The organism is Nonlabens sp., from assembly GCF_965657255.1.
GTDB lineage: Bacteria > Bacteroidota > Bacteroidia > Flavobacteriales > Flavobacteriaceae > Nonlabens.
The window spans coordinates 145797-158329 of sequence record NZ_CBFHNM010000004.1 but is presented as its reverse complement, the minus strand read 5'-3'; the positions used below and the strand labels follow the sequence as shown (position 1 = coordinate 158329).

At 33.7% G+C, this 12533-nt stretch carries 16 protein-coding genes; 4 read left to right on the top strand and 12 right to left on the bottom strand.

Annotation, left to right across the window (positions count from 1 at the left end):
• The first annotated feature begins 23 nt into the window (after nt 1-23).
• Together ACTF54_RS06770 and ACTF54_RS06765 are read left to right on the top strand one after the other, a co-directional pair.
• Nucleotides 24-722: a hypothetical protein gene (locus tag ACTF54_RS06770; RefSeq protein WP_438969018.1), complete on the top strand. Its 699-nt coding sequence runs from the start codon at nt 24-26 to the stop codon at nt 720-722.
• Nucleotides 706-1518, top strand: coding sequence for an outer membrane protein (locus ACTF54_RS06765; protein ID WP_438969017.1), 813 nt, complete (start codon nt 706-708; stop codon nt 1516-1518). Before ACTF54_RS06770 ends, ACTF54_RS06765 begins: the two co-directional genes overlap by 17 nt.
• Before the next feature lie 22 nt (nt 1519-1540).
• Here ACTF54_RS06765 and ACTF54_RS06760 read toward each other — a convergent pair whose 3' ends face one another.
• The 10 genes from ACTF54_RS06760 to udk form a co-directional block, all read right to left on the bottom strand.
• On the bottom strand, nt 1541-2029 hold the full coding sequence (locus ACTF54_RS06760) for a CIA30 family protein (protein WP_347196182.1): 489 nt from the start codon (nt 2027-2029) through the stop codon (nt 1541-1543).
• 142 nt (nt 2030-2171) lie between these two features.
• Complete coding sequence (locus ACTF54_RS06755; protein WP_347196181.1) at nt 2172-2825, bottom strand: OmpA family protein; 654 nt, start codon at nt 2823-2825, stop codon at nt 2172-2174.
• Between the two features lie 174 nt (nt 2826-2999).
• Nucleotides 3000-3281, bottom strand: a complete 282-nt coding sequence (locus tag ACTF54_RS06750) for a hypothetical protein (protein ID WP_347196180.1) — start codon at nt 3279-3281, stop codon at nt 3000-3002.
• A gap of 78 nt (nt 3282-3359) precedes the next feature.
• Nucleotides 3360-3881 carry a hypothetical protein gene (locus ACTF54_RS06745; protein ID WP_438969016.1) on the bottom strand — a complete coding sequence of 174 codons (522 nt, stop codon included), beginning with the start codon at nt 3879-3881 and terminating at the stop codon, nt 3360-3362.
• 100 nt (nt 3882-3981) lie between these two features.
• A complete protein-coding gene (scpA, locus tag ACTF54_RS06740) occupies nt 3982-6108 on the bottom strand; it encodes a methylmalonyl-CoA mutase (protein WP_438969015.1) in 2127 nt (708 codons plus the stop codon).
• Between the two features lie 4 nt (nt 6109-6112).
• Nucleotides 6113-6592: a hypothetical protein gene (locus ACTF54_RS06735; RefSeq protein ID WP_438969014.1), complete on the bottom strand. Its 480-nt coding sequence runs from the start codon at nt 6590-6592 to the stop codon at nt 6113-6115.
• Nucleotides 6593-6641: 49 nt separating this feature from the next.
• Nucleotides 6642-7184: a hypothetical protein gene (locus ACTF54_RS06730; RefSeq protein WP_347195819.1), complete on the bottom strand. Its 543-nt coding sequence runs from the start codon at nt 7182-7184 to the stop codon at nt 6642-6644.
• Complete coding sequence (locus ACTF54_RS06725) at nt 7184-8563, bottom strand: methylmalonyl-CoA mutase subunit beta (protein WP_438969013.1); 1380 nt, start codon at nt 8561-8563, stop codon at nt 7184-7186. The genes ACTF54_RS06730 and ACTF54_RS06725 overlap by 1 nt, the downstream gene beginning before the upstream one ends.
• Nucleotides 8556-8891, bottom strand: a complete 336-nt coding sequence (locus ACTF54_RS06720) for an FtsB family cell division protein (RefSeq protein WP_347195821.1) — start codon at nt 8889-8891, stop codon at nt 8556-8558. Before ACTF54_RS06720 ends, ACTF54_RS06725 begins: the two co-directional genes overlap by 8 nt.
• An 18-nt stretch (nt 8892-8909) precedes the next feature.
• The gene (gene udk, locus ACTF54_RS06715; protein ID WP_438969012.1) at nt 8910-9518 is read right to left on the bottom strand and encodes a uridine kinase; all 609 of its coding nucleotides are present in this window, start codon (nt 9516-9518) and stop codon (nt 8910-8912) included.
• Nucleotides 9519-9753: 235 nt separating this feature from the next.
• On the opposite strand from udk, the gene ung reads away from it, so the two are divergent.
• Complete coding sequence (ung, locus tag ACTF54_RS06710; RefSeq protein WP_438969011.1) at nt 9754-10419, top strand: uracil-DNA glycosylase; 666 nt, start codon at nt 9754-9756, stop codon at nt 10417-10419.
• 120 nt (nt 10420-10539) lie between these two features.
• Nucleotides 10540-11613 (top strand): methyltransferase, encoded by a 1074-nt coding sequence (locus ACTF54_RS06705; protein WP_347195824.1) that lies wholly within the window; start codon nt 10540-10542, stop codon nt 11611-11613.
• A gap of 3 nt (nt 11614-11616) precedes the next feature.
• Here ACTF54_RS06705 and ACTF54_RS06700 read toward each other — a convergent pair whose 3' ends face one another.
• Nucleotides 11617-11826, bottom strand: a complete 210-nt coding sequence (locus ACTF54_RS06700; protein WP_347195825.1) for a hypothetical protein — start codon at nt 11824-11826, stop codon at nt 11617-11619.
• 5 nt (nt 11827-11831) lie between these two features.
• A complete protein-coding gene (locus ACTF54_RS06695; protein ID WP_347202099.1) occupies nt 11832-12395 on the bottom strand; it encodes a L,D-transpeptidase family protein in 564 nt (187 codons plus the stop codon).
• Nucleotides 12396-12533: the final 138 nt, after the last annotated feature.

The window sequence follows — 12533 nt, the reverse complement described above, 5'->3', positions numbered from 1 at the left end:
TCTAGTAATCAAATAACTCATTCATGAAAAAAATACTATTCCTGTTACTAGTCTGTGCACTCATATCTTGTGAGCCTAGATTAGAAAACGATGTACGTGCTCTTTTTAAAACTAGAGTAGTAGATGCATCTGGTAGTCCAATTGAAAATATGTTAGTTACGGCGACCACATTTAGAAGTTTTGATCTAATTATAGGACAAGATATTCCTAAATTATCTGAACCAGATGAAGATTTTCTTTTAGGTCAAGGAGTAACTAACGCAAATGGTGAGGTAGATTTTTTAATGCTAGTGGATGGTGGTTTTTTTGTCAACTTTAATTCTCAAAATTTCTTCTCAAATAAGATAAGTGTTTCTAGACGAGAGCTAGGTGACGACTTATTTTTGAATATACCAGAGACTATTCTGAAAGAAGCAGCAATAGTAGAAATAGACTTTATAAATACTTCTGGAACGACTGATTCTTACAGTGTTACTTTTGACTATGAGTCATTAAATTGTGATTTAATTTATAGTAACAATATGTTATCTCAAGATGAAGAATGTGCTTTTTTTGAAGAACAGCCTCGAGTTTTTAATTCTAATGCAAATGACGGAAACTTTGAACTAAATGTCTTTTATCCATCTACAATACAAGTAATATTTACAGATGGTTCTGGAGTAGAAACGATGAGAACTTTTGATATACTTAATCCTCAAGAGCGCTATGAGATTACTTATTAAATTACTATGCATCATTCTATTTATGACGAATGGTTTGCTACAAGCCCAAGAATCTTCTGCGGATTCGGTTTCTCAAAATTCTAAAGAAGATAAAATTGAAATACCTAAACGACTTTTCCTTACCGATCTTTATTTACAAAGAGGAAATCCTTCTGGTGATAATTTTGCAGGAAATGGATTAAAAGGTGGCGCAGGTTTTGGGATAAGAATGCAATTCTATTTACCTAAAAATATTTATATAGGTGGATCATTGACTCAGGACTATATGTCTGTATCTAATACTGCTGTAGTAGGTGAGTATTCAAGAGCTACAAAATTTAATGCCTATCTATTTGCTGGATATGATTACCGTATCAACGATAACTTTAGTATTTTAGGAGATGTAGGATATGGTTACAGTCAAAACAAGAATAGACAAAACTCTTCTCAAGGTAGTGGTAAATTTAGAGACTCAGGAAATGTTTTCAGAATCACGACTAGTATAGAATATCATTTAAATAATTCTATTTCATTTTTTATGAGTCCTAGCTTTGAAATGGTATCCTACAATATAAAAACGCCTACGGCTTTAAGTGATGACTTTGAAAACGGTAATTATTTTAATATCGCCTTTGGAATACGATTAAGTTCTAGAGATTATAGGGATATAGAAATTAAAGGATCAGAAAATGAAGATTTAAAAGAATTACAAGGTCGTGATAGAGATGATTTGAGTATCAAAGAAAAGAGACGATTATATTTTCTTAAGAAGAAAGAGGAAAGAAGATTGCGCAGAGAACGTAGAAGGCGCAATTAATTATTTGATTTGATTCAATCAACTAATGCTTTTTAATTTCAATTTTATCAATCAACAGTTCAAATGATTCTTTCACTTTTTTTGTGCCAATCATAAAGCGCACCTGACTCAAATGATTTTTATTAAAATTGGGCTTGTTAGGCGTTCTACCTCGATAAGTAGGTGTCATATCAGATAGTTTAATACTTATCGTTTGCCATTCACCAGTCGTTTTAAAGTTCTTTTGATAACTATAATAAGTGGATGGGTCGTCTTTTACTCTTAATTGGTAATCGTGTCCGTCACCTTTCAATCTTATGTTTATTTGATCTTGTGGTGTTACATCTAGATCATAACTGTTATTTTGAACAGAACTAAAACCACCATTACTTTCTACAGTCACAATTCCGTGAAAATGTCCATGACCATTATTGTTCAATTCAAATTTTCCTTGTGAAATTCCACCCATCACACGATCATCTTCTATTTGCCAGTTGGAAATATCAGCATTTTTATTAAAATCAAAAATCATGTAATCCGAATTAAATATTACAAATAAACTTAATATTAAAATAATACGTACCATATATATTAAGACGTTTCTAAATTCTTTGACTTACGGAACATGCCACCTTTAGCATTACTTTAGTATAGATCAAGATCTATTTTTAAACTCATTTACTCAAAATAAACTCTACACGTCTGTTTTTTGCCTGCGCATCTTCTGGCTCATTTGGATCTATGGGCTGGGATTCTCCGTATCCTTTTGAAATTATTCTTTTTTTAGGAATTCCTTTTAAGATTAAATAATCAGCAACACTTTTTGCTCGCTCCTCAGATAGCTTTTGATTGTAGGCTGTTTTACCTAGATAGTCGGTATGGCCGTTTATTTGTATTTTGCGTTCAGGATTTTTGTGAAGGTAAGTTGCCAGCTCATCTAATTCTTCAGTAGTTTTTTCAATCAAAGTGGCTTTATCAAAATCAAATTGAATGGATTTTAGTGTGTAAATGGAATTGAGATTAAAATTAGATTCTGTTATCTGTGTTTCTTGAATTATAGCTTTTGGCTTTTCAATTTCAATAACTTGATTTAGATCAATTAGTGATACATTATCGATATAATAATAGGACATATTCTGTCTATTCTTCATAGTTCGTAATCGTTTATCTGTTTTAGAATTTTTATTTGTATTACCAATAGTGAAATAATTCTCGTTACCAGTTGCAATAAATTCTAGTTCCATTAAAGCCCATCTATCTGTATCTGAATAATATCTGTCATATTTTATTACATAATTCCTGTAATTAGTGACTTTGTACTTTTTCAAAAATCTAGAAGATAATTCGCGATCATGGGATGATTTAATAGGCTTTTCCGTAAATAATACATGAAACTCATTCAATTCAAAATCCGAAGTCTCGGCTAGACTTATATAAAATCGTAGTATATATTTTTCACTCTCAACTAACGTGTGTTTTAGTTGTCCTTGGATATACTCTCGTCAGTTATCATTTGCATAGCAATACATACCTATATATTTATTTCCGTCTTTGGCTTCTTGTTTGCCGTTATAATTATTAGGAATTCCACTTTCTGAATTTGCGCATTCATTGAAAAGATCTATTGTTCCCCAAGTCGGTTTAGACCAATATTTCACTTTATCAAAACCACCTATGTAGGAAACACATTCATCTGTTTTCTCAAAACTTCCATTAAAAACAAGGTTTTGTGCGTGACTGGTGGATAGCGCAAGTAATAAAATAAGATAAAGTAGATTTTTCAAGAGGAATATTTTGTGAGTCTAATTAAATCAGATTAAAGCTGTAACGCTTCAAAGCTTTAAAGAATTGTATTCCATTAATCAAAATAAAAATGTCGCTAAAAATAATGTACCAAAAGCTCCTAGAAAGCTAAAAACGAAGTCTGTAGCTCTTAGTCTTCTTTGTTGATCATAATTTCTAGATCCTACAAAATCTAAAACACCAGTAGTAATAATGTAATGATCTTTGTGTATAGCAAGATTTAAGAAATTACAACTATGAAAACAAATTAACATCGTTGGAAGGTAAAACATACTGTTCAAGTAAGTGCCACCTATTTTATCAAATAAAGAGATTTCATCTTTAAAAATAAAATAAATCAAAATCTGAACAATTGAAATAACACTCCACACTAGAGTTACTTTTAAACTTCTCAAACGTTTATAATAACCAGCATAAAGCATTAAGGAAACCCATATTCCAAAAAATAATATAAGGCTTTGAATCAATTCGATCTCAAGTAATTGATAATTAAATATAATAATTAGTAAAAGTCCTAGTGCAATGTAAATGCTAGCAACTATTTTGTCTACTTTTTCTACGTTTTTGCTGTCTAGATTCATGTACTAGAATTAAAATGCATGAATAATTATAATACTTAAAATTAATTATCAACTTTCTCTATTTTCAAACCTATTGAATTATATCATTCTAAGGTATTCCTTATTCTTCATTCATCAATAATCCCAATATATCAATCGCAGCCTCACTAATTTTAGTTCCTGGACCAAAAACAGCAGCAACACCAGCATCAAATAAATATTGATAATCTTTTCTAGGAATCACGCCACCTACAACGATCATGATATCTTCACGGCCATATTTTTTTAACTCTTCCATTACTTGTGGGACAAGTGTTTTGTGTCCTGCGGCGAGTGAAGAAACGCCTAAAACGTGCACGTCATTTTCTACAGCTTGCTTAGCGGCTTCAGCAGGTGTTTGAAATAATGGACCTATGTCTACATCAAATCCTACGTCTGCATAGCCTGTTGCGACTACTTTGGCACCTCTATCGTGACCGTCTTGTCCCATTTTTGCGATCATGATTCTAGGTCTGCGGCCTTCTGTTTTAGCAAATTGATCGGCTAATTGTTGCGCTTTCGCGAAAGCGGGATCATTCATAATCTCTTTTTTATAAACTCCTTGAACACTTTTTATAGTCGCTCGATAACGGCCATAAACTTCTTCTAAAGCATCTGAAATTTCACCTAAAGTAGCTCGTTCCTTTGCAGCATTAACCGCCAATTCTAGAAGATTTCCTTGTTTAGTTTTTGCACAATTAGTCAAAGCTTTTAAGGCATCTTCAACCTTTTGATTATCTCGATTCTTTTTAATCTCTTTTAATCGGTCGATTTGTTCGATTCTTACGGCAGCATTATCCACCTCTAGCGTATCGATTAGATCTTCGTCCGGACTTGGGTATTTATTGACGCCTACAATCGTATCGATTCCAGAATCAATACGTGCTTGTTTTTTTGCAGCAGCTTCTTCTATGCGCATTTTAGGAATTCCTGCTTCAATAGCTTTGGTCATTCCTCCCAATTCTTCTACTTCTTGAATCAGTTCCCAAGCTTTATCGGCTATTTGATCGGTAAGTGATTCTACATAATAAGAGCCTGCCCATGGATCTACCGTTTTTGTGATTCCAGTCTCTTCTTGAAGGAAAAGCTGCGTGTTTCTTGCAATACGCGCACTAAAATCTGTTGGTAACGCAATGGCTTCATCCAATGCATTAGTGTGTAAACTTTGAGTGCCACCGAAGGCCGCAGCTGCAGCTTCTATGGTTGTTCTTGCTACATTATTAAAAGGATCTTGCTCTGTAAGTGACCATCCTGAAGTCTGGCAATGGGTTCTTAAAGCAAGTGATTTGGCATTTTTTGGATCAAATTGTTTGATCATTTTTGCCCAAAGCATACGTGCAGCGCGCATTTTTGCAATTTCCATAAAATGATTCATTCCTATTGCCCAAAAGAAAGATAGGCGAGGAGCAAAGGTGTCGATGTCCATTCCAGCAGCTAGACCTTTTCTTACATACTCAAGTCCATCGGCTAGTGTGTAAGCGAGTTCTATATCACTGGTAGCTCCAGCTTCATACATGTGGTAACCAGAAATAGAAATCGAGTTGAATTTTGGCATGTTCTGGCTGGTATATTCAAATATATCTGAAATAATCTGCATACTAGGCGTAGGCGGATAGATATACGTATTACGCACCATGAACTCTTTAAGAATATCATTCTGGATCGTACCGCTCAATAATTTAGGATCAACGCCTTGTTCCATGGCAGCAACTATGTAAAACGCCATGATAGGCAACACAGCACCATTCATAGTCATAGAAACCGACATTTTATCTAATGGTATGGAGTCAAAAAGGATTTTCATATCCTCAACGCTATCGATGGCAACACCAGCTTTACCGACATCACCTTCTACACGTTCATGGTCACTGTCATAACCTCTATGGGTTGCAAGATCAAAAGCAACAGAAAGACCTTTCTGTCCCGCGGCTAGATTTCTTCTGTAAAAAGCGTTAGACTCTGTGGCACTAGAAAAGCCAGCGTACTGTCTTACTGTCCACGGCCTAAGCACGTACATAGTCGAGTAAGGACCACGTAAATTAGGTGCTATTCCTGCCACAAAATCAAGGTGTTCTAAACCTGCAACATCTTCTTTTGTGTATTCTTTTTTTATAGCAATCCCTTCAGATGTTTCATAATCTGCGGTTTCTGGTCGCTTTGTATGAAAATCGTAGTTGGGTTTTATGTTTGTGATGTCTTTTCTTTTCATGGTGCTATTGCTTATTCAAAACTAACCTCACATCTGAATCAGTATTGGTTGTTAAACTGAAATTTGTGTTATTATTTACTTTCATATGAAAAACAAATAGACTTCTATCTATTTGTGTTGGTATACCTTCAATAGGATCTAATGACATATAAATAGTTTGCGAACTTTCATCAAGAAGATAATACTCAGGAAAACGATCAGTAGATAAGCTATTCAATTCAATAACTCCATCATCATGAAATGAAAGGAATTTACTGTATTTAAAAACATTTGGGATGGTAGACATTTTGAAAAATGTGATTTCGTCACTTTCCCAATTGCCATTTTCTAATTTCCTTTCTATTTCTATATTCCAATTACCAATCAATTCTTTCCTATCAATACTGTATGAACATGACGTCAATGTGAGAAATAAAATCAAAGATACTTTCCCGAGAGCAGAATTAATTCTGCCCTTTGGAAAAATAGCTTGTGATCTATTCATAGTTGCGGCCTTAAGTTCGCAACTATGATTATATGAAAAAGGATCAGTTTCACTCATTTTCAAGTCTTGTTAAAGTTACCTGCGCATTTTCTTGTTTCTCATCACTTATGGACTGCAGCGTCATTTTCTCTTCATTCATATTTACAATGGCAAATTGAACCAATTGTTTTAAATCGGGCGATTCTTCTAAATTACCTAGATAAAAGTAAAGCTGATCTTTTTCTACTCTAAAACTTCTAGGTCGAGGCCAGATTCCAACTTCACCTTGATGCTCTAATGATTTATCTTCATTAAATACCCAATGATCATTTTCTCTGAAATAATTAGTGATTTGATAGTTGCTTTTATTTACCCAAAGTCCATCTGGTATTGATTCGGACTTAGTTGAAGTTACTTGATTAACTACCCATTTTCCAACTATAGTTTCTTTGTTTAATGGTTTTGAGCAAGAAGTTAACACCAAAAAAAATAGAAATATTGCTTTACCATGTGCAGAATTAATTCCACTTTTAAGAAAAACAGCTTGTGATCTATTCACAGGTGCAGATTTAAGTCCGCAACTGTGACTAGATATGGAATCTTTAGATGTCATTACAGCTTCTTAATTTCTGCTTTCTCTAACTCTTCTGTAATTCTTTTAGGAACAATGGGTTGTACTAAAGTCTTACGCGGATTTACCTTTACAAACGGTAATATTTCATACTCTTTTTGCAATGGAAGATCTGCATTTACATGCTTATTTGCTCCTATAAGAACTCGTTTACCAGAATTGAAATCTTCTTGTTCTTGTTGCGCACTTTCTTTGATCTTGCGTTGTATGGTTCCATCAAAAAGAGATTGTACAAAACCACCAGCATTTTCTATGTCTTTAAAAATACCTAATGCCTTTTCAACTAGTTGTTGCGTAATAGAATCGATATAATAAGAACCATCTGCAGCGTTGCCCACTTTATTGAGATAAGCTTCATCTTTTAAAATACGTAATTGATTCCGTGCAATACGATCGCCAAATTCATTTTCTTTATTGAAAAAGGTATCGTAAGGTATGTTACACAACGTATCTGCGCCGCCTAAAATTGCGCTCATACATTCGGTTGTTGTGCGTAACATATTTACATTATAATCCATCAAAGATTTATTACGTAGGCTAGGAGTAGCCGTTATATAGCAACCTAAATTGATTTCGTAAACATCACCTAAGGTTTTGGTTAAAATGCGATAGGCACGATATTTTGCGATTTCAAAAAAGTAGTTGTTGCCTATTGTAGTGTCTATGTTGATTCTTTTTTCCGCTTTCGCGAAAGCGGTTAAATTACCAGCTTCATTTAGATGATTTAAGTACTCATTTAAATGAGCTGTAAAATAAGCTAATTCTTGGGTAACCGTTGCTCCAGCTTCCTGATATATACTTGTGTTTACTGAAATATTAGAAAAATAACCATCAAAATCGTTGATAAAATGATCTAGATTCTTGTGATCTTGATCTTTGTTCTTGAACCAGTTACCATCACTTACTAGTTGATGTAGAATATCTAAATGGACATAAGCCTTAGGAGCGATTTCATGAACAGTCTTAATGTATTCTAGATCAAAAAACTGTGGATGTATTTGAATACCTACTTTAGGCAATCCTTTTAATAAAACAACAGGTTCAATCTCTTTACTAGGAATAGTAAAAATGATACCTTCACCACCGCGGCTTAAAATGTCATGTGCTTTTTTATTTGCAGCAACAGCATTTCCTGCATACACTTTTTGAGAAATATACCAGTCGTTTGTTTGTGTAGATCGATTAGGAATATTTACTCGTGACGCTGTATCATTGTGATAAATAGGTTTGATGTGAATTCCTTCCCGTGTAGCTGTTAAAAGAGTTTCGTTATAATCGGCACCTTTAAGGTCCATCTGGATTTTTTGTTTCCATTGTGTTTCAGAAACAGGATCAAAATCTTTAAAAAGTTCTTTACTCATTATTTTCAGTTTTTACAGAATCGGGATGTTGAATGATAAATACTTCTTCATTGTCGCGTTTCATTAAATAACGTTCTCTAGCAAATTTTTCAAGGCCAAAACTATCTTTTAGAGCAGCAATTTTTGCCTTATCACGAGCAATTCCTTTCCTGTAGAAATCTGCGTTTTCTTGTTTTTCTACAAGGTCTTTGTTGATTTCTCTATGGGATGTAGTCCATGCGCTACCGTCCAGAAACAGTATCCAGATGGTAAATAATATGGTGATGATCGTGTATTTATTACTGAAAAACTTCCACCACGGATTTGTTTTTAAATTTTTCAATCCCATAACTGGAAAGTTAAGAAATTATCCCAGCTTTTGATCAATAATCGTACGTAAGATTTTAACACCTACTGTATTGAATCTATTTGTAGGAATGATAACATCTGCGTACAATTTAGTCGACTCAATAAATTGCTGGTGCATAGGTTTTAACGTGTTTTGGTAACGTTCTAAAACTTCATTAAGGTTGCGACCACGATCTGCAATGTCTCGCTTTAACCTTCTTATTAATCGCTCATCACTATCACAATCTATGTATACCTTTATATCAAATAACTTGCGTATACGTGGCATGGTAAGAATTAAAATTCCTTCCACTATTACCACTTTACTAGGAGCCGTTTTAATCGTTTCTCCTGTACGATTGTGATCTACAAAGCTATAAACTGGTTGATCTATAGTATTTCCCTTTTTTAACTCTAAAAGGTGTGTTTCTAATAGATCAAAATCGATACTTTCTGGGTGATCAAAGTTTATTTTTGTGCGTTCTTCATAAGTAAGATCGCTCGTATCTTTATAGTAAGAATCTTGAGAGATAACAGTCACTTCATGATCAGGATATTCATGAACCATTTGTTCTACGACCGTGGTTTTACCGCTACCAGTTCCACCGGCGATTCCTAATATAAGCATGATGTTTTATTTGTTTTTTGCAAAAGTACAATTTTAGTCTTGAGTTTTATGGTATTTGTGTTGGTCGTTTTATGAAATTATTATGATCTCGCTTTCGCGAAAGCAACATAAAAACAGACTTTTTTAGGAGTGTAAAAGGCATGTTGATCTTAAATAAAATAAAGGAAAAGATAAATGTTCATAGTCCTAAATGTAATAACTAATTAAGTTCCTTTAAATTTGTTTAAAAACAGAAATGCCTGTAAAAATAGAACCCAGTTGGAAAGAAGTGCTTAGGGAAGAGTTTAATCAAGAGTACTTTGAAACATTAATAGAATTTGTAAAGCATGAATATGCAGAAGGAATTTGTTATCCACCAGGGAATAAAATATTTGCTGCTTTTGATCGTACGCCTTTTGAACAGGTTAAAGTGGTTATTATAGGACAAGATCCATATCACGGTGCAGGACAGGCAAATGGCCTTTGCTTTTCAGTAGCAGATGGTGTGAAGCATCCACCTAGCTTAATAAATATTTTTAAAGAAATATCTAATGATTTGAATAAGCCTTATCCAAAGTCCGGAAATCTAGAACGATGGGCAGATCAAGGTGTACTTTTATTAAATACTGTTCTAACTGTTCAAGAATCTAAAGCAGGTAGCCATCAAAAAAAAGGATGGGAAAAGTTTACCGATGCCGTTATCCGGAAAATATCGGATGAACGTAAAAATGTAGTTTTTTTGCTTTGGGGTGGTTTTGCAAAAGGAAAAGCAAAGCTGATTGATCACAAAAGACATTTTATTCTTGAAACTGGGCATCCATCACCATTAAGCGCTAATCGTGGATATTGGTTTGGAAATCAGCATTTTTCTAGGACCAATCGTTATTTACAAGAGCATGGAATGGAACCTGTTCAATGGTAGCTAAACACAGATTTCATCTAGCATTTAACACCCTGTTATTGGGATTGCTATTCTTTCAGGCTGTATTAATCATAAGTTAGTTGTTTTATAGGTTATATTACCAACTCTCAAATCTCATACATGCACAATAATATTCAGATTACTAGACCAACTCCTATTGATTTAACTAAGCGTCCCGCTTTTTTTGATGAGAATTCTAATCTGGTAACGACCATGAATAATCTGGAAGAAGGAAAGGTAGTTTTGATCAGATCCTACTATAGTAATGGTCTGAACTTGCTTAAAGAATTGCATGTCCATCTTACAAAGAAATTACGCAATAATACGTATCAAGAGCAACAGATTTATCGTTCTACTTTCAGAAAGTTATCTAATTTAATCTTATTAGAGATTGTTCAAAATGACCTAGAGGTTAAGAAAGCACCATCCATAGGCTGGTTAGAAAAGCTATATCCAGATGTTAGTGAGTTTCATTTGCCCTTACCTCAAGTGCAAGGACTTAATAGTTCCTGGCAATGGTTTAAAAAAGGAATAAAAGTACCGGTTTTACGCAATAAAATACATCCATATTACGGTGTTTATTTCCCTACACGATTTGATCATTTAGAGGTTTTTGATACCTATCTTAAAAAGTATGTAGGTCCTAAAAAAGGCGCTATCGATGTAGGTATAGGTTCTGGCGTATTATCTCTTCAAATGGTACAGTCTGGTTTTCAAAAGGTGTATGGAACTGATGTTAATCCTAATGCTATTGCTGGCCTAGTAGATTATATGGGAGAAACTAAACTGTCGCGCAAGATAGAACTGGAACATGCCTCTCTTTTTGGAAGTTTTGATAAACAAGTGGAATTGATTGTTTTTAATCCGCCGTGGTTACCTGCAGGTCATGATGTAGATGGTATTGACAAAGCAATTTATTATCCTGAAGATTTATTCACATCATTCTTTAAAGGTGCAAAAGAACGTTTATTGCCTGAAGGTAAGCTAGTTATTTTGTTCTCTAATTTAGCTCAAATAACAGCTGTTACAAAAGAGCATCCTATTGAAAATGAAATCGCTTCTGGTGGCAGATTTCAATTAAGAAGAAGCTTTAAAAAACGCGTCAATGCCGCATCTGAGAAGACAAAACGAAATCCACACTGGAGAGATAAAGAAGAAGTAGAATTATGGGAATTGATTCATAAAGAAGCTTAAAAGTTATTGTTTACGTTGTTCTTCTTCTGTACGTGTTAAATACCAGTAAATCACATAGAAGATATTGAACACACCTGCTATAACAGCCCAAATTAGGCTTCTATTTCTAGTCCATGAGCAAACCACTGCAAGAGAACAAAATAAAGCAGAACCAGCAGAAACTCCTGTAGAATAATTACTACTTGATTCATGTAAAAATGTAAGTAAGGTCATTAATTTTATTTTTTAAATTTTATAATCATGTCTTTATATATAATTTGATATAAATCATTAATATCTTTATTAGTCATGGAGATACAACCCCAAGTCCAATTAATTTTTGAAAGTACAAGTGATTCCTTTCCTAAAGGTGTTCCATGAATCCCTATCTCGCCGCCTATACTTGCTAATTCATCAATCATGTTGGATTCTTTAGCGGCATTATGTTTTTCAAAAGACTCTTCAGTAGGATAGTTGATCCAAATAAATTTTGACCAGCTTTTATGTGGATAGAAATCTCTTACCTTAAAACTTCCTTCTGGTATGCGACGATCGCCTTCCATTAACTTATCTTTTACAGGATCTGTTCCAAAAACAACAGGATTAACTTTAACTACATTCTTCCCAGATAAAACAGATAATTGGTAATCACTTTTGTCAATTAATAGGGTTAGCTCGCTTTTAGAATAATTTAAAGAGTCAATTATTTTAGTGACTGGAATTATTTCAACCTTTTTAATCTTTGTGTTTTTGCAACCTGAAAGCAGGAGTAGAGATAGTAAAAAGAAAATTAATTTATACAATGGTAGGTATTTATAGGTTCCAAATTGAATTTACAATAAATCAAAAATAGGCTGATTTTAATTATACCGTATTTCAATATGTTGAAATAAAAAAAGTCCATTTCAATAATTTGAAATGGACTTTAAATTTAAGAATAT